This window comes from Nitrosospira multiformis (genome assembly GCF_900110185.1).
Lineage (GTDB): Bacteria > Pseudomonadota > Gammaproteobacteria > Burkholderiales > Nitrosomonadaceae > Nitrosospira > Nitrosospira multiformis_A.
Genome location: NZ_FOCT01000003.1, coordinates 170842 through 189254 on the forward strand (window position 1 = coordinate 170842; position 18413 = coordinate 189254).

The window sequence follows — 18413 nt, forward strand, 5'->3', positions numbered from 1 at the left end:
AACTCCAAAACCCAAGCTGATTGGATTTAAAAGCTCTATAAATCAGAGGGAAAAACGTTGAATGGTGGAGGTTATAGATTTCCCCCGCTTCCACCATTTCCCCAAAGCCCAACTGTTCTCGTTGGGCTTTTTGTTGCCTGGAATGCCGGTGCTTCGCCCAGATTCCCTGAGGAACACTATCTGCGACAACATGGCTCAAGCCCATCAGGAGTGTTCACTTCGGTAGCATGCCAGGCGCGATTTCCGCTTTCGAAGTTTAGATAAAAAATACAGGTCGTTTCTCAGCCGCCGTCGCACCCGCCACAGCCACAACCGCTGCCCTCGCCAGAGGCGCCTTCTCCGCCTTCGCTTGCCTGATTGCCATCCACCGCGTAGTCATTATCGAGAGAATGTCGGAATCCGTCCGGAATGAGCAATCTTGCGTCTATTTCAAACAAGAACGGTAGCCGCTCCGGTTTCCTGGGGTCGATCCTTTCCCATTTGCAGGCGAGCCGCCAAGCTGTCTTCATTCCTGCATCGGCTCCACTGGTTGACGCCGTCGCTGCCGGTGCTCCGCTGGCCGGCACATGATGCAGGAAGCGGTTCAGGCCCTTGTTGCAGAATTCCGCATATTCGCGTGTGAACAGAATGAACTCGTGCCAGGCTGCATCCACCGCGTGCGAAGGCATCGATACCCTGCCGCCTCTCGCGGCATTGCACAATATGAAATATTGCCGCAACCCCAGCATGACCAGGGACAGTTGCTCCTCCGACAGGTGGGGATAGCGTTTCCTGACTCGCTCCGGGACGGGAGCCGGAAATTCATACGCACGGAGGTATTTTGTTCGCTCTGCGTCCTTGCTCCTCTGGATGCACCAGTAAACAAAGAAACCCAAGGCAACCAGCAGAAGCCACGAGTCCCGTATTAGGGACAGGAGAAAGCCGCCGCCGACGATCAGCCAGAACAGGTTTAGTTCCTGTTGGGGGCTGTCCAGTGGCGGCGCTGCCAGAATGTCTCTGTTCGAACATGAATTTCCCTGAGTATCCATGATTCACCTCCAATGCCGTGAAATGCCATGCTTGAGCCAGGCAAATCTCATCCAGCCTGATTTTTTGGGAACGGAATCAAGTATTCGCCGGGTGATAGCCGGTGGCAAGCACAGGGCTGCGTAGTTTCCTTATGCAGGGGTGTGCAGAGGGAAGATGGGGATGCCGGGGGTGCGGTAAGGGCAAGGGTCAGGGAGAAATCGGGCTTTACCCGATGAAGAGCCGTTGTAGGCCTGGTCAAGATGTTTCTCGAGATCCGAACCGGGCTGTGAGAGCCATCGGGCACCATTCGCGGGCAGTATCCTAATCGGAAGACCGCTTGTCCTGCAGAGGGAAGCGTTGCAAAAAGGGCCGGGGAATGATGGCGGTTACTTTGTGGGGGCGAGGTTCATTCCCTCGGGTACTCCGGGCATCTCTGTCGGTATTCCACCCCCCAGAATGACGAGCAGATTGGGATTGTTCGTTTCTTCTTCCGGGAGGATCGCTTTCAGTTTCTGCCAGATATTATGCCCATGGGTGAGCACGGGGACCTCGCTCATCCCCATTCTGGATGCAATCCTGGCGGTATCATATTCACGGTGGCCGCTGAGCCACAACACTCGCTTTTCGCTTGGGGTAAGCAGCGCTAGCAGCGCTTCGAGCCAGGTCTTGCCTGGAAAGACCTTTTCGCCGTTCCCAACCCTGTGGATCGTTTTAAAGATCTCGGCCAGGTCAGCGGTCTTCATCAGATATCCATCCGCCCCGGCCTCCATTGCGCGGCGGACATACTGGCCCTCATCATGCATCGCGAGCATGAGTATGAAAAGTTTTCTATTCGGATAACGGGCCCAAAACCGGGAGGCCAGTTCGATGCCATCCATGTCCGGCATGTGGGTGTCCAGCAGCACGAGGTCGATATCCGTTTTCTCCAGATAGTCCAGCGCTTCCTTTGCGCTCCCGGCTTCCGCCACTACCTTGAAGCAGGTCTGGGTTTCGAGCACGGCCCTGATGCCATAACGGAATGTGGAGTGATCGTCAACAATCAGTATCTTGATGGGGAGGTTGAGCATGATGTGGATATCAGTCGTTGTAAAAAGGGTCGGGGAAGGGTGGCGGTCACCTTCGTGCTGCCCCGCGTGGAGGTAGTGATAGGCCGCTCGCCTGCCTCTTCCACGCGGGCTTTCATATTGCGCAGATCTGCTCTGCGTGAGCGACCGTCGACCTGATCCGTGAAGCGGCGCCAGGGTCAGCAGGATGAGTTTTTGCCGGAGTCGATGGTTCCATTATGCATCAGGCAGACGCATTGGCATCCATAGCGTTACGTAGATGGGCTGCATACATTTACGCTTTTCTTTCTTTTTTCGTTATCTGCGTTATCTGTTTCCCGGAAAAAGCGATTTCCCTCTCATCGGCAGCACCAACTCGCACCCGTAAACGTCTACGCAATTCTGCATAGCTGGCGTACGTATTCCTGCACTTTTCCAGGCATTCGTTCAGGCGTGTAATACCTCAATTCGAGCCATGGTTCAAAGAATACAAGATCAACTTAAAAAATAAGGGGAAAAGCAATGATCTCAAGAAAATGGACAACCTTTGTTTGCGTGCTGGCATTGGTTTTTAGCTCCGGGTGTTCAGTCTTCATGGCTGCCAAGCAGCCAGACAAGAAGAATGTTGATTTATTCCGTATGGGTACTCCTCGGACCATGCTTCTGGGAGAGTTTGGCCCCCCTGTAACAAGCGAGATAAGAAACGGCAGGAAATATGAAGTTTTCAAGTTCGTCCAAGGGTACAGCACTGGGGTAAAAGCTGGCAGGGCGCTTTTCCATGGAGCTGCCGATGTGATGACCCTGGGCTTATGGGAGGTCGTTGGCACCCCGGCCGAAGCTGTCTTTAGTGGCGATGAAATGGCATTTGAGGTTTCGTATGACCGGAATAATCGGATCAACCAGGTAACGACAATAAAGTAATAGCTGAAATCTTTAATAGCCATCCATCATTCAGCTTTGAAGTTTTTTCTCATATAAAAAGTGATGTTCCTGAGGCATTTTCCGAAAAAATTTGAATTCAGCTTTTAATTGTTCCACATTGAAAATCATGCCAAATAAATACTTTTTTACTTCCGTTCTCATTGCCGCTGCTTTGATTCTCACTGGTTGTGCTACGCCTCAGCGGCCTCTTTCTCTTTCTGAAAGCACATTAGCCTCAAAAACCCATCGGATTGGTGTCGCCATGACGCCCCTGCCAAAGGTGGACATGCAGTTACCGGGAGCCAGCTGTCTACTCTGTATCGCTGCCGCGACCTTGGCAAATTCCTCGCTTATCGATCACACACGCACATTGCCGCATGAGGATCTACCGAAACTCAAGAACAGTCTGGCTGAACTGCTTCGCAAAAAGGGTTCCAATGTAATCGTGATCTCCGAAGACCTGGATATCAGCAAGCTGCCGGATTACAACGGCAAAGGCACTGACATCGCCGAGAAAGATTTTTCGCCACTGAAGCAAAAATACAGCATCGACAAAGTTGTTCTGATCCAGATCACAGACCTGGGGATGCTGCGGCCTTATTCCACCTATTTTCCCACGAGCGAGCCTCAAGCAATATTGAAAGGAGTGGGATCGATGGTCAGTCTTAACAACAACGCTTACGAATGGTACATGCCGGTGGAGCTGGCGAAGGGTTCAGAGGGTCCATGGGACGAGTCTCCGAATTTTCCGGGTTTAAGCAACGCCTACTTCCAGGTATTGGAAATGGGCAAAGACGCCTTTCTCAAGCCATTCAATAATTGATGGCATGCTTATTCGAGGAGACTTTTCATTCATGAGACCTGCACTGGCACGACAAATGATACAAACGGCATTAGCTGCCGCAAGTGTCCTCACACTCGTTATCGTAATGTCTCCAGCAGAGGCTGATAGTGATGCACAATCCGGGGAGAGAACAGCCCCTGTAAGGTTGGGCCCAGAACAGAATTGGTCTGTCCGTCTACCGGAAGTCGACAAGGTGGTCTACAAGGGCGAGCTCATTCAAGACAACAAGAACGTTGAGACAAACGGGATCCATTCCATCGATGTTCTTTACTCTCTGGCGTTTGTCACCGGGAAGTACATCAAGGAATATGGAAAAGATGAGGAGCTTCAGACTGAAGCTGACAAGGTACTCCTCCCATACCGAACTGCACTGGGCAATTTCACATATAGGGAATTGGTGCAGCGAGGATTGAATAAGACAGCGGTGGGCGGCAGCAAGAAATGGGTTGAGTTCAATGCCCCATCCGTAGCTGAATGGGTAGTTGAAGTAACGCCATCCTTCATCCTTACTCAAGACCAGAGTGCCATCGTTCTGAATAACCACATTTCCATCTATGCTCCCGGTTCACCTTCAGAGCCCCTTTATAAAAATCTCATCAGGATTGTTTCCGATCCAAGAGATGAACCGGACCCTGCTGGTTTCTGGATGATGGGCGGGAGTGAAAGACTGAAAGAGGAGAGCGCTAATCTCTTCGCACGATCTTTAGAAATCGCCTGGGGGCAAATAGATAATGCTTCCCCCAAGGATGACCCAGCCCATCCAAAGACGATACGGTATCGTCAAGGAAAATCCGAAAAGATGGAACGGGCAGGGGTAATTGATATGAGATGCAATCGCGCGGTGGTCAGGACCTTGAGGGGCTGGCTCATGTCTGTTCCTCTGGCAAGGGGGGACGCAACTGGGAACGAATGTGACAATAAACTCAGCAAAAACCTTTATTGAAGGCTGAATTTACTGGAATAGCTTTCTTCCTTGAGCAGTCCGAGGCGCTGTAGGCAAAACAATGTAAGCTTTATGCTGCCTGAAAACCACTTGAGAAAGTAAGTGGCTAAACAGATGACTCAACTTGCAGCCGATCCCTCCATTCCTGGAGGAGTTTCTTCGGTTCTTGGAGCGGCCCCTTTCGTTTGAAGAGGTTCACTGTTCCAGGCGCAGGTTTTCACGTTGATAGCCCTTTGTCCATTTTTCGCACTCCATCGACATCCGGGTTCCCATATCGCCTTATAGCTTCCCTGAGAAATTCAGTATTACCGTTCAGCTCCAGCTTCCAACCAATGTTATTGCAGTGGCAATTAACTGTTGCTAGCTTTATTCCAAGCTCTTGGGCGATCTGTTCTCTCGTCATCCATTTTCCGAACAAACGCAGGACTTGCTCTTCCTTAGGAGTCAGAGCTACTCCACTAGGCCGTTTTGGTACTTCCGGCAAATCTTGATCCATATAAATTCCCCCCGCCATGACAATATCAATTGCTTCCTTGATAACTGGAATGTCTGATGTTTTCAATACATACCCGCGTGCCCCAGCCTCCTTTGATAGTCTCACGACCTCTATATTCTCATCTGCCGTATACACAAGGATAGCTAAATCGGGATAGAGGTCACTAAATTCAGCAGTCAGGGCTATGCCGCCATCATTAGTTTTCACTCCTTTTTCATCCGGTAAACGAATATCCATGATCACAAGGTCGACCTCGTTGCTTCCCATAACGACCCTTGCTTCTTCAATGTTCTTGGCTGTGCCTACCACCTTGAATTGGGGTACTGTATTTAGATAATCACGCAAGGCGTGAACTATTGGCGGATGATCTTCAACAATGACAATCTTGATGGATTGTGTATTAGTCATGATTTATTAGTGATTAGTGATTATTGAAGGGATGGTTAGAAAGGGGAATAGTGACAATCACGCAGGTGGCACTGGGCGAGGAAATGATTTCAAATTTCCCACCCACTGATTCAACACGTTCTTTCATATTGCGTAACCCGGTGCTCTGGCCAGGATTTTTTGAAACAAGGGCAACGTCAAAACCTACACCGTCATCACAGATCTCAAGCCTTACAAAGCCTGCCGTACCTTCAAGTTTTACCGAGACATGCTTTGCGGCGGCGTAGGAAACCACGTTGGTTAATGCTTCTTTAGCCACCAGGAACAGGACTTGCTCCGCATCACTTGTTAAGCCATGGGTCTCGCCCTGTGCATTAAATTCGATTGCCAGAGCAGGGTGAGTCATGTCAAGGGTGAGCTTCTTTAGCATTTGAGCCAAACTGAGAGATCCACTAGGTCGAATACCGCGAATGATGTTTGTCAGTTCGAGCAAGCTTTCTTTCAAGAGCACCGAGGCTGACTGAAAAGTATTTTCTGCAACGGTTGTTTCTTCTGGGGATTTTGGTAACTGGATGAGACCTGTCTGTATTTTGAGTTTGACGGCGACGAGGGAAGGTTTTACCCCATCATGTAAATCTTTCTCTATCCTCTTCCGCTCTTCATCCCGTGCATTTATCACACGCTGTGCTAGTGCCCTAAGCTCGAGATTCGCCTGGTGGAGCATGTCATCCAGGGCCGTTCGCTCTCTGATATTGCGCATGAGGCCCAGAAATATGGCAATGGCACTGAACACTGCAATGGCTGCAATCCAGAGCATTGTATGGTCAATGTTGCGAGCTACCTTCAACTCGATGGCTGTTAGCGCATCGTCTACATCATCCAGATAAACGCCTGTACCAAGCATCCACCCCCACTTGGGCAGGTCAATCACATAGGCCCGTTTAGGCTTGGGATCAGAACTTCCAGCCGTGCCCGAATATTTCTGCCAAAAATAGTCCCTATACCCTCCATCGCTATTTTGCGAAAGACGGATCAAATCCTTGATAAGCGGTCCAACTATGGGATCGGATCCCATGTTCTTGCCCACCGATTCTGGCATTCGCGGATGCACTACTAGCATCGTTGATTGAAGGTCATATACAAAGAAATAGCCATCCTTCCCGTATTCGAGCCTCTCCAGGATTGCCTTGGCTTCACGCTTGATTGCTTCGTCTGTTCTGCCTGAATCATAAAGATGAGCAATCGCGCGCTTGGCAATTGCTACGTAGCTCTTCAGTTCCACATCCTTCGTGGCAAGATATGCTGGCTTAATAATGGATTGCTGCTGCTGCGCGAGCGATAGTGCGTGGTGCCGTACTGTGATGGCGATCATCCCAAGCGCTATCGCTAAGGGCAAAACAGCAAACAGCAAAATTTTCAATCGTAGTTCCATCTTTTATCCTGATTGGTCAATTTGTTTTCATGCCCATGATCTTGTTGAGGCGGTTTAACATCGAAAGAAATAGCAGTGTTATTCCTTCTTCAGTATTGTTTCCTGTTGTCCTCTACCTCTGTTTCCTGTTGTCCTCTACCTCTCCCGCATTCGCTCCACCTGACATCAGCTTAATCGCGACTTCGAGCATTCACATCAACTTTTTGTTGAGTCCCTGCCCATTTTTGCGTCATAGCGATTCATATAATGCCCACCGCTTCTATAGCCAATTCATAGGGAGGCGCGTTCCAAGACTGGACCGCACTCGGATACCCCCGCGCACGATGAATTTTCCTGAATATCCATCATCCACCTCCCTGGCGCGAATGTGATGATCGGCCCAGGCCAGTCTCAGTCTGATTTTGCAGGGCCGAATCAAGCATTCGCCGGGTCGTGCCGCTGGCAAGCACAAGACTGTGTAGCTTCCTTACACAGTTTTGTGCAGAAGCAACATCGGATGCCAGAGATGCTGTAAATGGTAAGGATCAGGGAGAGAGCGGGCTTTATCCAGAGCTAGCTGTGAAGTTGGGTCCGGCGAAGATGCTTCTCAAAGCCCGAACTAAGCTGGACGATCATCGAGTAACTATTCGCGACCAGTATCCTAATTGGGAGATCGCTTGTCCCGCATGAGCAGGAAGCGTTGCAAAAAGGGCCGGGGAATGGTGGCGGTCACCTTCGTGCTGCCCGGCTTCGAGGTGATGGTCAGCCGTCCGCCTGCTTCTTCTACGCGCGCTTTCATGTTGCGCAGACCTGCTCCGCGTGAGCGATGGCCAGTCATGCAATTCGGATCGAATCCGATGCCGTTGTCCCATACGGTGAGACGCACAGCGCGCCTGGTCCCTGCAAGGCGCAGCACGGCCTCGCTGGCGCGCGAATGCCGTTTGACGTTGGACAGGCATTCCTGGGCGAGACGATAGAAGACGAGGTTGGCGTCACCAGGAAGCCTTTCGACCGGGCCGCGGCTGCGGAGGCGGATTGAGGTCGCGTCATTTTCCATGTCATGCGCAAGCCTCCGCAGCACTGTCGGCAGTCCAAGTTCCTTCAGATTCACTGGATGCAGTCCGCGCCCGGTCTCTCGAACCTCGTTCAGGATTTCAGCCAATTCCGTGCTGATCCGCTTGAACGGAGCTTCCGCGAGGGCGAAGTGAGCGGATGTTCCGAGTAGCCTAATTGCCATTGCTTCGACCTGCAATTTAAGGGAAACCAGCCGCTGGCAGATGCCGTCATGCAGTTCGCGCGACAGCCAGGCGCGCTCTTCTTCCTGTCCCGCCCGGTGCTCCCTGATATTGAGCATCAGGCCGGAAAAAATGATAGTCGCCATTCCCAGAAAGGCAATGCTCCCGATCCAGCGCATGGTGTCGCGGTTGTTGTCGGTCACCTGCGTGTCTATCCTCTTCAGCACGTATTCCACATCTTCGAGATAGATGCCGGTGCAGAGAATCCATCCCCATTTTGGCAACGGTGTAACGTAGGTGAGCTTGAGTGCGGGCTTTCCGGTAGATGGCTTTTCGATGACATATCTGACAAAACCGCCGCCCTCGCGCCCGCGAGCGATGAGGTGCTGGACATGAGGAAATCCATTCAGGTCGCGATAGTCGAGCCGGTTCGTTCCGACCCGCTCGGGTGTGCGGGGATGCACAAGCAAGATTCCCTGCTGATCGTATACAAAAAAATAGCCATCGTCCCCGTAATCCATGCGGGAGAGAATGGCTTTTGCTTCCGCTTTCCCCATCTCGTCCGTGCGGTCTGAGTCATAAAGAGGAGCAATGGCATGCTGCGCCAGCTTGAGATAGCTCCTGAGTTCGGCTTTCTTGCTGGCGAGATACGCCGGTTCGATGACCTCACGTTGCTCTTTCGCCAGTTCGACTGACTGGTGATTGACCATGAAGGCGACCGTGCAGAGCACCAGTACAAGCAAGGCGAGGGTCAGCAGGATGATTTTTTTGCGCAGCTTCACGTCCGTTCCGCCAATAGGCAAAGGATCAGGTCATCGGGAGCAAGGATGAGGAGTGCTGCGGGGATGAAACGTCCAGCCTGTCTTTCATGGCGAAGCTCATTCCATCGGGTACTCCGGACAGCGCTGCCGGTATTCCACGCCAAGGATGACAAGCAAATTAGGATTGCTGGTTTCTACTTCCGGAAGGATCGACTTCAGTTTCTGCCAGATATTGTGCCGATGAGTGTTCACCGTGGCATCGACTATCCCCATGTGGGATGCAATCCTCGCAGTATCGTATTCGCGGTGGCCGGTGAGCCACAATACCCGCTTTTCACTTAGGGTGAGCAGCGCTTCGGGCCAAGCTTTGTCTGGAAAGAACTTTCCCCCCTTCGCAACCTTGTGGATCGCTTTAAAGATATCCTCCCATTCAGCGTCTTTTATCACGTAACCCTTTGCCCCGGCTGCCATTGCCCTGCGGATGTACGCGTCCTCCTTATGCATTGTGAGCATGAGTATGGCGAGGTCTGGATAACGGCCCCGAAGCTCGGAGGCCAGTTCAATCCCGTCCGTGTCCGACATGCTGATATCCAGCAGCACGAGGTCGATATCCGTTTTCTCCAGATGACGCCACGCCTCCTTTGCGTTGCCGGCTTCCGCCACCACCCTGAAGGAGGGCTGGGTTTCGAGCAGATCTCGTATGCCGTGACGGAATGTGGGGTGATCGTCCACGATCAGTATCTTAATGGGGAGGTTAGGCATGATTTCCAGTTATCAGTCGTTGTAAAAAGGAATGGGGAAGTGTGGCGGTCACTTTCGTGCTGCCCGGCTTCGAGGTAATGGTCAATCGCCCGCCCGCTTCTTCCACGCGAGCATTCATGCTGCCCAGACCAAGGCCGCGCATCCGGCCGCATTTCGGGCTGCCGGCATCGAATCCGATACCGTTGTCCCATACGGTGAGCCGCACGGCATGCCTGTTCCCGGCCAGGCACAGCGTCGCCCTGCTGGCTTGGGAATGCTGCCTGAGGTTCCTCAGGCATTCCTGGGCGAGACGATAGAAGACAAGGCTGGTGCCGTCGGGAAGTCTTTCGACCGACCCGCGGCTGCGGAAGCGGATGACGATGGTGTCGTTTTCCATGTCATGCACAAGCTGCCGCAGCGCTGCCAACAGTCCAAAGTCCTTCAGGATCATCGGATGCAGCCCCTGGGAGATTTCCCGCGTCTCCCACAGGACATTCTTCAAATCCTTCTCCAGATTCCGGAACGCGGCTTGCGCCTGCATATAAGGCGCCGGCACACCTGTCAGATGGATGAGGCCGGTACTTGCCTGCATCCTGGCAGCCGCGAGCCGCTGGCAGATGCCGTCATGCAACTCCCGCGACAGCCAGGCGCGCTCCTTTTCCTGTGCCTCGTACCGCCCCCTGATGTTCAGCATCAGGCCGCAGAGGATGATGGCTGTCATGCCCAGCGATGCCGCCAAGCCGATCCACAGCAGGGTGTCGTAGTTGTTGGCTGCCACCTGTTCGTCCACCTTCGCCAGTACGCCGTGGACATCGTCCAGGTAAATACCCGTGCCCAGCACCCATCCCCAGTTGGGGAGAAGAACGGAATAGGTAAGCTTGGTGGCGGGTTTGCCGGTGGAAGGTTTTTCCGTCGCATACTGGACAAATCCCCCGCCCTCGCGCGCCTTTCTGATCAGCATCTCGACGGTGGGGTACCCATTGATGTCGCGATAATTCCAGCGATTTACTCCGATCAGTTCCGGCTTGCGGGAATGCACCAGAAGTGTCCCATGTAGGTCGTACACGAAAAAATAACCGTCATTTCCATAATCGAGCCGATGCAGGATGCCTTTTGCTTCCGATAATGCGGCCTCGTCCGTGCGGCCTGATTCATGAAGCGGGGCAATGGCATGCTGTGCCAGCGTCAGGTAGCTCCTGAGCTCGTCCTGCTTGCTGGCAAGATAAGCCGGTTCGATCACGTCGCGCTGCTCTTTCGCCAGTTCGACTGACTGGTGATTGACCATGACGGCAATCGTGCAGAGCACCAGTACAAGCGGCGCCAGGGCGAGCAGGATGAGTTTTCGCCGAAGTTTCATGGTTCCATTATGCGGGAGCCCGGCACATGCACATCCATAGCGCTGCGTAGATGGGCTACATACATTTACGTTTTTCCTTATTTTTCGTTATCTGCTTTGCCGGAAAACCAGTTTCCCTCTCATTGGTGGCCCAGTTGGATGCTCGTCAAGCGAATACGTAATTCTGCGTAGCTGGCTTACGTATTCCTGCGCTTTCCCGGGCATTCGTTCCCATGGTACTTTTTGTCGAAACTGACGACCCAAGTCGGATGAGACAACCCTCAATTCTAAAGGAGAACTCTATGGCTCAGCCACAAGAGGGAAGCATCCTCCGATCTCTATCGAAGAACTGAATCTGGAACTCACTGTTGCGCTCATACAATGTTTGAAAATCTATCAAGAACCGCGTCGATTAAGGAACTGACAATATCAGGCAGTTGCCGTGCCGCCCGCAGCGGCGGCGCACTCAACGGTTCAAAAAAGCAAGAGTTGGGAATGGCCGCGGTAAATACATCAGTTGAACGAGGTGGCGCGTCACTTGCAGGTATTAAAGAACTTCAAAATCTGTCAGTTGCGGAGTTGGAAGCAGTGACTGACTGCTGCCGCACGCACAGATATGCGGCGGGGGAAGCCATTATCAGGCATCAGGATGATACAAATAGTATTTTTTTTATTGTGGAAGGCATGGTGCGGGTTACCTATAATTCCTGCAAAGGTCATGAAGTTATTTTGTGCGACTTATCGAGCGGAGACATATTTGGAGAGCTGGCGGCAATCGACGGCCATACTCGCTCGGCAACTGTGATTGCTAAAAAAGATTCAGTGGTGGCCTCCCTGCCGACACAATCTTTCCTGGACCTCATTTATTCCAACAAGGAAATATATTTAGCTGTTCTGAAGCGATTGACAAGTCAGGTAAGGCATCTTATAGACCGGGTTTATGGCCTTAGCACATTGAAAGTTCCGAACCGTATTCGTGCCGAGCTTCTGCGCCTTGCGAAAACGCATTCAGCAGCACCAAATCGGGGCCTAATCTCCCCGGTACCCACTCACGCGGAGATAGCCATCCGTCTCAACACCCATCGGGAGACCGTAACTCGCGAATTGAATGCATTAGCCAGACAAAAGGTGATAGCCCGGACAAGACGTGATCTGCACATTCTTGATATGACCCGCCTGGGACAAATGGTAAATGGTAATGATTGAAGCGATATGCGGTTCTTTCCGCTAGATCGCCTCCCGCCTTCCACCTTCCTTTACCTGGAAGTGTATGTAATCGAGCTATTAGCCGTTTCCATTTTGTTTCCCGTGGTTAACGCCACATCTATTGATACCGGGGAGGTATCGCTGGAGGTGAAATAGGTCGCGATATCATGCAAATCGCCGATCCCGACTATTCCTGCCGCCTTCCGTAACCGAAGATAGGCAAGTAGATAGCCATAACGCGCCTCAGCGAGATCCCGCTTTGCTTCAAATAACCGCTGTTGGGCATTAAGGAAATCGAGATTTGTTCGTACCCCGCCCTTGATGCTTTTCATAGTGGCTTCCATCAGAAAGCTTGCTGAATTGACAGATTTTACTAGAGCGGCAATACGAGAAGTGCTTGTCAAAGCAAGATTGAACTGTTTACGCAATTCCACGGTTATTTGATTCGTTTTCGTCTCCAGATCAGCTTTCGCTTTTTCGTAGTTGGATTTTGCCTGGCTCGTCATGGCGCTTACATTGCCGCCGGAATACAAAGGCAAGCTTACTTGCACGCCTATGCTTTGTGTAAGCGCATCGATGCCAACCAGGATCGGGTTATCGGATTTGTTGCGCGCGATCGCTGCGACAGCTTCCACCCGCGGGAAGTGGCCCGCCTGCTGCTTGTTAATCTCCTCCCGCGCCACGTCTACCGCGTGACGCCGAGTGGCAATCTCGGGATTATTTTCCAGGGCAATTTCCTTCCAGTCGTCAAATCGTCCTGGTTGCAGGGGTTTGACCCGAAAATCATCCGATAATGGATCAAGTTCCGTGACTTCCTCGCCCATGATGGAAGCCAGCACATCCCGTGCGTTCGCGAGACTGTCCTGTGCTTCGAGTACCTGGGCTTCCGCGAGATCATGTCTTGCCTGTGTTTCCAGGGCATCAGTTTTTGTACCCTCACCTTTTTCCAGCATGCGTTCGTTTGCCCGGCGCTGCTCCTCCAATGCTGTCCGTTGTGCAGTCATTAGCGCCAACTGATCTTCGGCGTACTTCACATTAATATAGGCGCCTACAAGACGCAGGATAAGCTCTTGACCCTGGTTGGAGAATTCGGCGTTGCTCTGGTTCGTTTTTGAAACCCCTTGTTTATAGCCTGCGAACGCTCCCAGGTTGATAAGAGGCTGTCTTAGCTGAATCGTAGCCGTTTGACTTTCATAGCTTCGTTGGAGGCTGATGGCTTGACGGGTAAAATCCTGTTGGTTCTGGTTTATCGCAAAACTTGCGGAGAGGGAGGGGAGCAAGGCGGATCGTCCAATCGCCGCAAATTCCTGGCCCGCCCTGTTTTCGTGAATCGCCGCTTGGTAAGCGGAGTCGTTCGCCAAAGCTGTTTCGTAGACCTGAACCAATCCTACTGCCAATGCCTGCTTTGGTGGAAACAGCGCTAGCAGGCCCAGGGCTGGAATAATCAGACGGTGCGCGCGAATAGGCATCCTAATCCTCCGTCATGGCCATTTTTAAATGATCCAGTATCGGTTTTAGGATGTAGTTCATCATCGTACGCTCACCCGTCTTCACGAACAGATCAACTGGCATTCCCGGCTTGATCTGCAAGTCGACGATCATTTTTATCCCTTCAGGTGCCACCCGGGCTTGCAGTTTGTAGTAGGGCTCTCCCGTGTTTTCATCAACAAAGCGATCCGCAGACACCTGAGTCACTATTCCTGGTATATGAGGCGTCAGATTGCGGTTGAATGCGGTAAATATAAGTTCCACAGGAAGATCGGAATGGACTTTATCGATCAGATGCACTGGCAGGCGACCTTCAACCATCAATGGATCATCTCGGGGAACAATGTCCATCATCTTAAAACCAGGGGCGATTACACCGCCTCGGGTGAAGACGTTCAAGCCGACTACTGTGCCGTCAACCGGCGCTTTGACCAGCACGTTTGCGAGGTCATGATCCAGACCGCTTAGCTTGTGAGCAAGCGCCTCTGCTTCTTTTTGCACATCCGACAACTGAGAGCGCACTTCCTTCTGGTATTCCTGCTGACGTTGGATACGGCGCAGCTTCAATTCGGCAATTTGCCGCTGTCCTCGGCCGATGTTGCCAATGTCTTCAGAAATTGCCCCCCTGATCTGCACATACATTCGCTCCAGTTCCAGCAATCGATTGCGAGCTACGTAACCTTCCGAGGCCAGATCACGCATCCCACCCAACTGCTCTTGTAAAAATTCCAGTTGCTGTTTTTTACTATCCCGTGATTCCTCCAGACCACTGGTTTGCAACTTCAGACCGGAAATACTCTCATCCATTGCGGACAACTCACTCTGTATTCCCAATAGTCGGGAACTGAATAGATGCTGCTGCAGGGCGATATAGTTGGCAACAATCGGGTCGCTTTTCATCTTTTCCAGCTCTATGGGAAAAACAATGGCCTTTTTCCCATCACGCTCAGCAATCAAACGAGCTTCTGCTGCACGCGCAGCAAAATATTGGACCCGCATCGTCTCGGCGTTAGCTTTGACTTGCACGCTATTCATGCGAACCAGTACAGTCCCCGCTTCAACCACATCTCCTTCTCTCACGAGGATGTCTTCAATCGTTCCGCCCGCTTGATGCTGTATTGCTTTCCTGTTGTTCGCCACCGTAACAGTGCCGCTAAGTGGCACCCCTTTATCGAGCGGAGCCAGTGAACCCCACAATAAAAAACCTCCAATACCCGCGATGACGATTCCCCAGCCGAGGCGGATATACTGGAGAGCATCGCCGTCTACTCCTGAAAGGGTCGATTCGTGGGGGCCCCCATAGGTACTGCCGCTGCTCTGCAACTTCATTTGCATTTCATCACTCCTACGATCTCATACTCGTCAGCAGACTTTGAATTCTCTGATAGACATTTCCTCTTTACTTCCGACCAATTTTTATCTTGACTGCGCCTGCTACGCCTGCTACGCCTGCTACGCCTGCTGCACTGGCTGTGGACGGGAGTTCCTCAACCTGTCCAGGACTTGAGCAGTCGGGCCAAACAATTGCGCTTTTCCATCCACTAACAGCAGCAGCTTGGTTGTGGCAGCCAGTACCCTGTTCTTGTGGCTGATTATTACAATGGTTTTACCCTGCTTGCGCAGATCCTCGATTGCCTCAATCAATGCCTGCTCACCCATCTCGTCAAGATTTGAGTTGGGTTCATCCAGCATAATCAGGGAGGGCTCACCGTACATTGCCCGCGCCAGGCCGAGACGCTGCTTTTGACCACCCGATAATCCTGCTCCGCCGTCTCCAAGAGGGGTGTCGTAACCTTGGGGGAGGCGCAAGACCATTTCATGAATTCCCGCGCGCTTGGCTGTCATTACCACGTTTTCTGAATTGACCTCTCCAAACCGGGCGATATTCTCCGCAACCGTTCCCGCAAACAGCTCGATACCCTGCGGAAGGTAACCGATGTGCGGGCCGAGCTCATCCTTGTTCCAGTAATAGACATCTGCTCCATCTAGACGTACTTTACCCATTGCCACTGGCCAGACCCCCACCAGCAAACGCGCTAGTGTCGATTTTCCCGAACCACTGGGGCCGATGACTCCCAATACATCACCGGGCACAATCTTAAAACTCAAGTTTTTAAGAACGCTGACTGTAGAACCCGGGGGGGCGCTGGTCACCGCTTCCACCGACACTTCCCCAAGCGGTTTTGGCAGCGGCATTCCTGTTTCACGCACGGGATTCGCCACCAAAAGTTCGTTCAGACGCTGGTAAGCACTCCGCGTGCTACTCCAGCTTCTCCACACACTTATCAACTGCTCCACCGGGCTCAATGCCCTGCCCAGCAGAATCATGGCAACGATCATCATTCCGGGCGTAACTTTCCCTTCCAGGACAAGCAGGGCTCCCAGACCCAATATGAGCGACTGCATCGAAACCCGGACGAACTTTGTAATTGAACTGATCTTTCCCGCCTTTTGGCTGGCTTCCGCTTGCAGTTGCAGAACCCTGTCATTGAGTCTTAACCAGCGTGCCATCAGGTCGGGCAGCATACCCATTGCGGCAATGACTTCCGCATTCCGCAAATTGTTGGTTGCGAGATTGCTTGATGTAATCGCTACCGCATTTGCTTCCTCGAGTGGTTTTTTGGATAAGGCTTGGTTGGCAAAGGCCAAAGCAATGAGCACCGCAGCTCCAGTCAAGGCAAACAAGCCTAGCAGCGGACTAAACAGGAAAATGACAGCCAGATATATTGGGAACCATGGAACATCAAAAAAAGCAAACAGGCCTTGACTTGTTAAAAACTGACGGATGGTGGTGAAATCCTGCAGCGCCTGCCCCGCGCTACCCCCTGCGCGCTTCAGATTTTGTTCAAACGCAGCTGTATAAATGCGTTTGTTCATCTTCATATCAAGCTGTGCCCCGATCCGGATCAGAACAAAGCTTCGTACAAGCTCCAGGGCGCCCATGAACAGAAAGGCTCCGAGCGCCATCAAAGTCAGCATCAGCAAAGTCGTTTCGTTCCGGCTTGCCAGAACTCTGTCATACACTTGCAGCATGTACAGGGATGGAACCAGCATCAACAAGTTGATAATGGCGCTGAAGATTCCTACCGTTCTGAATGCCCCCTTGAAGCTTAGAAGGATTTGCGCAATTTCTGTCTTGGGAAATTTCAATTTGTAAGTCACCTTAGAGCCAGGTCCAAGCGCAACTGTATGAGTGGGGACGAACCCTTTGCGGGACCTGAATGATTACGGTCTGGGGAAGAGGAATCGCTTCCCCCCCAAAATCTACCAGGTCACGCTGCGTGACCCAGTAGAAGATGAGTTATCAGCGGTTAAGCGATAACATCCAGGCTTGGATCGAATCCTGAGGCACCGATCAGGGCGATCTGAAGGTCCGCGCCTCCGTACACATCGGCAGTCAATATGCCTGAGGAGGGGTTATACGATAACTGGCTGGAACTGAAACTTTGATTGCCAGTCGCCCACCAGTTCACGTCTGCATCGATTGCGGAAAGATCAATCGCATCCCCTTCCCACCATTTGAAGTCGGAGATGGTATCGATTGCTCCCCAGGCTGGGCTCTCAGTTACCGAATTGAAGACGAACGTGTCCGCTCCAGCGCCGCCCGTGAGAAAATCCTTTCCGGCTCCACCGATGAGCGTATCGTTACCGGCTCCACCGTCGAGGCTATCGTTACCACCCAGGCCGTACAGCTGGTCGTTGCCGCCATATCCGTAGAGAGAATTGGCGTAACCATTGCCGGAGATAAAATTACTGAGGTCGTTGCCGTCCCCAAAATAGGCAGTACCAGTAAGGGTCAGGTTCTCGACATTGGCGGGCAACCATTTGTAACTGGTGCTGGCCGAGCTGTAGACATGGTCAATGCCCTGGTTGTAGTACTCGATTACTTTGTCTGTCGTCGTATCCACGTAGTACACGTCGTTGCCAGTCCCACCGTACATCGAATCCGTACCTGTCCCACCATTTAGCGTATCGTTACCAGAGTATGCATAGATGGTGTCATTTCCCCCATAACCATAGATGTAGTCGCTGCTGCTTGTGCCTATCAATGACGGAAAGAATTTATATTCGGAAAACCATCCGTTCCATGCCCACTGCGACGTGCCGTTATCATGAAATTGGGTTCCATATATTGCTGCCATGACATTCTCCTTAGTAGAAGTTAAAGACAAGCGTGTAGTTACCACGCAAGTAGAGAGTAATTGTGTCAAGTGGAATAATCTGTGAGAAAAATCACATGATGGTCATGGCTTCAACGCAGACTCTCTCTCACTGCTCTTTGCACAGGAATGCCCCAATCTTTCGATTACCAAGCTTCAAACCGGGAGGATTCTGGAAGGTATTAACGGAGGCTTTTTGTACGTTGGGCCGGGAATGGGGCTTTACCTACGTCGATAAGGAAGTGGAAAACCGGCTATGCCGCATACGGAGCGATCTTCCAGGCTGAGGGGTCTGAAAGGAATTCAAGGAAGCGATCGGCGGCTCAGGGATTCCTCGTCACTATTTGAAGCGGCTGCCACTGGATTGGGTAAAAATTGATCGTCATTTATGAATGACGTGTTGACGGAAAGTAATAACCCTACCATCGGGCGC

15 protein-coding genes are annotated in these 18413 nt (G+C 51.9%); 4 read left to right on the plus strand and 11 right to left on the minus strand.

Annotated features, from left to right (window positions below):
* Positions 1-281: 281 nt before the first annotated feature.
* Both BMY01_RS04835 and BMY01_RS04840 read right to left on the minus strand, forming a co-directional pair.
* Positions 282-1028: a glycine-rich domain-containing protein gene (locus tag BMY01_RS04835; protein WP_139176732.1), complete on the minus strand. Its 747-nt coding sequence runs from the start codon at positions 1026-1028 to the stop codon at positions 282-284.
* A 366-nt stretch (positions 1029-1394) separates the two neighbouring features.
* Positions 1395-2075 (minus strand): response regulator transcription factor, encoded by a 681-nt coding sequence (locus BMY01_RS04840; RefSeq protein WP_074744823.1) that lies wholly within the window; start codon positions 2073-2075, stop codon positions 1395-1397.
* A 498-nt stretch (positions 2076-2573) separates the two neighbouring features.
* Between BMY01_RS04840 and BMY01_RS04845 the strand changes: the two genes are divergently transcribed.
* From BMY01_RS04845 to BMY01_RS04855, 3 genes are all read left to right on the plus strand, one after another.
* On the plus strand, positions 2574-2972 hold the full coding sequence (locus tag BMY01_RS04845; protein WP_074744825.1) for a hypothetical protein: 399 nt from the start codon (positions 2574-2576) through the stop codon (positions 2970-2972).
* A 127-nt stretch (positions 2973-3099) separates the two neighbouring features.
* Positions 3100-3795 (plus strand): hypothetical protein, encoded by a 696-nt coding sequence (locus BMY01_RS04850; protein WP_254772606.1) that lies wholly within the window; start codon positions 3100-3102, stop codon positions 3793-3795.
* A 31-nt stretch (positions 3796-3826) separates the two neighbouring features.
* Positions 3827-4759 (plus strand): hypothetical protein, encoded by a 933-nt coding sequence (locus BMY01_RS04855; RefSeq protein WP_139176735.1) that lies wholly within the window; start codon positions 3827-3829, stop codon positions 4757-4759.
* Between the two features lie 217 nt (positions 4760-4976).
* Here the strand turns inward: BMY01_RS04855 and BMY01_RS04860 are convergent, their stop codons facing one another.
* The 5 genes from BMY01_RS04860 to BMY01_RS04880 form a co-directional block, all read right to left on the minus strand.
* Positions 4977-5663, minus strand: coding sequence for a response regulator (locus tag BMY01_RS04860; protein ID WP_074744831.1), 687 nt, complete (start codon positions 5661-5663; stop codon positions 4977-4979).
* A gap of 13 nt (positions 5664-5676) precedes the next feature.
* Positions 5677-7074, minus strand: a complete 1398-nt coding sequence (locus BMY01_RS04865) for a cache domain-containing protein (protein ID WP_074744833.1) — start codon at positions 7072-7074, stop codon at positions 5677-5679.
* A gap of 640 nt (positions 7075-7714) precedes the next feature.
* Entirely contained in the window at positions 7715-9070 is a 1356-nt protein-coding gene (locus BMY01_RS04870; RefSeq protein WP_074744835.1) for a cache domain-containing protein, read from the minus strand.
* 96 nt (positions 9071-9166) lie between these two features.
* Complete coding sequence (locus BMY01_RS04875; protein WP_074744837.1) at positions 9167-9811, minus strand: response regulator transcription factor; 645 nt, start codon at positions 9809-9811, stop codon at positions 9167-9169.
* A complete protein-coding gene (locus tag BMY01_RS04880) occupies positions 9804-11147 on the minus strand; it encodes a cache domain-containing protein (protein ID WP_074744839.1) in 1344 nt (447 codons plus the stop codon). The genes BMY01_RS04875 and BMY01_RS04880 overlap by 8 nt, the downstream gene beginning before the upstream one ends.
* Before the next feature lie 360 nt (positions 11148-11507).
* On the opposite strand from BMY01_RS04880, the gene BMY01_RS04885 reads away from it, so the two are divergent.
* A complete protein-coding gene (locus tag BMY01_RS04885; protein ID WP_254772607.1) occupies positions 11508-12332 on the plus strand; it encodes a Crp/Fnr family transcriptional regulator in 825 nt (274 codons plus the stop codon).
* A gap of 50 nt (positions 12333-12382) precedes the next feature.
* Here the strand turns inward: BMY01_RS04885 and BMY01_RS04890 are convergent, their stop codons facing one another.
* The 4 genes from BMY01_RS04890 to BMY01_RS04905 form a co-directional block, all read right to left on the minus strand.
* Complete coding sequence (locus BMY01_RS04890; RefSeq protein WP_074744841.1) at positions 12383-13801, minus strand: TolC family outer membrane protein; 1419 nt, start codon at positions 13799-13801, stop codon at positions 12383-12385.
* A 1-nt stretch (position 13802) separates the two neighbouring features.
* Positions 13803-15155, minus strand: a complete 1353-nt coding sequence (locus tag BMY01_RS04895) for an HlyD family type I secretion periplasmic adaptor subunit (protein ID WP_081353733.1) — start codon at positions 15153-15155, stop codon at positions 13803-13805.
* A 117-nt stretch (positions 15156-15272) separates the two neighbouring features.
* Positions 15273-16970 carry a type I secretion system permease/ATPase gene (locus tag BMY01_RS04900; RefSeq protein ID WP_254772608.1) on the minus strand — a complete coding sequence of 566 codons (1698 nt, stop codon included), beginning with the start codon at positions 16968-16970 and terminating at the stop codon, positions 15273-15275.
* 161 nt (positions 16971-17131) lie between these two features.
* Entirely contained in the window at positions 17132-17962 is an 831-nt protein-coding gene (locus tag BMY01_RS04905; RefSeq protein WP_074744847.1) for a calcium-binding protein, read from the minus strand.
* Positions 17963-18413 lie beyond the last annotated feature (451 nt).

What these genes read in the sequence shown, in the direction of transcription:
- BMY01_RS04835 (WP_139176732.1), bottom strand. Translation starts at nt 1,028, where the DNA reads ATGGATACTCAGGGAAATTCATGTTCGAACAGAGACATTCTGGCAGCG.
- BMY01_RS04840 (WP_074744823.1), bottom strand. Translation starts at nt 2,075, where the DNA reads ATGCTCAACCTCCCCATCAAGATACTGATTGTTGACGATCACTCCACA.
- BMY01_RS04845 (WP_074744825.1), top strand. Translation starts at nt 2,574, where the DNA reads ATGATCTCAAGAAAATGGACAACCTTTGTTTGCGTGCTGGCATTGGTT.
- BMY01_RS04850 (WP_254772606.1), top strand. Translation starts at nt 3,100, where the DNA reads ATGCCAAATAAATACTTTTTTACTTCCGTTCTCATTGCCGCTGCTTTG.
- BMY01_RS04855 (WP_139176735.1), top strand. Translation starts at nt 3,827, where the DNA reads ATGAGACCTGCACTGGCACGACAAATGATACAAACGGCATTAGCTGCC.
- BMY01_RS04860 (WP_074744831.1), bottom strand. Translation starts at nt 5,663, where the DNA reads ATGACTAATACACAATCCATCAAGATTGTCATTGTTGAAGATCATCCG.
- BMY01_RS04865 (WP_074744833.1), bottom strand. Translation starts at nt 7,074, where the DNA reads ATGGAACTACGATTGAAAATTTTGCTGTTTGCTGTTTTGCCCTTAGCG.
- BMY01_RS04875 (WP_074744837.1), bottom strand. Translation starts at nt 9,811, where the DNA reads ATGCCTAACCTCCCCATTAAGATACTGATCGTGGACGATCACCCCACA.
- BMY01_RS04880 (WP_074744839.1), bottom strand. Translation starts at nt 11,147, where the DNA reads ATGAAACTTCGGCGAAAACTCATCCTGCTCGCCCTGGCGCCGCTTGTA.
- BMY01_RS04885 (WP_254772607.1), top strand. Translation starts at nt 11,508, where the DNA reads ATGTTTGAAAATCTATCAAGAACCGCGTCGATTAAGGAACTGACAATA.
- BMY01_RS04890 (WP_074744841.1), bottom strand. Translation starts at nt 13,801, where the DNA reads ATGCCTATTCGCGCGCACCGTCTGATTATTCCAGCCCTGGGCCTGCTA.
- BMY01_RS04895 (WP_081353733.1), bottom strand. Translation starts at nt 15,155, where the DNA reads ATGCAAATGAAGTTGCAGAGCAGCGGCAGTACCTATGGGGGCCCCCAC.
- BMY01_RS04905 (WP_074744847.1), bottom strand. Translation starts at nt 17,962, where the DNA reads ATGGCAGCAATATATGGAACCCAATTTCATGATAACGGCACGTCGCAG.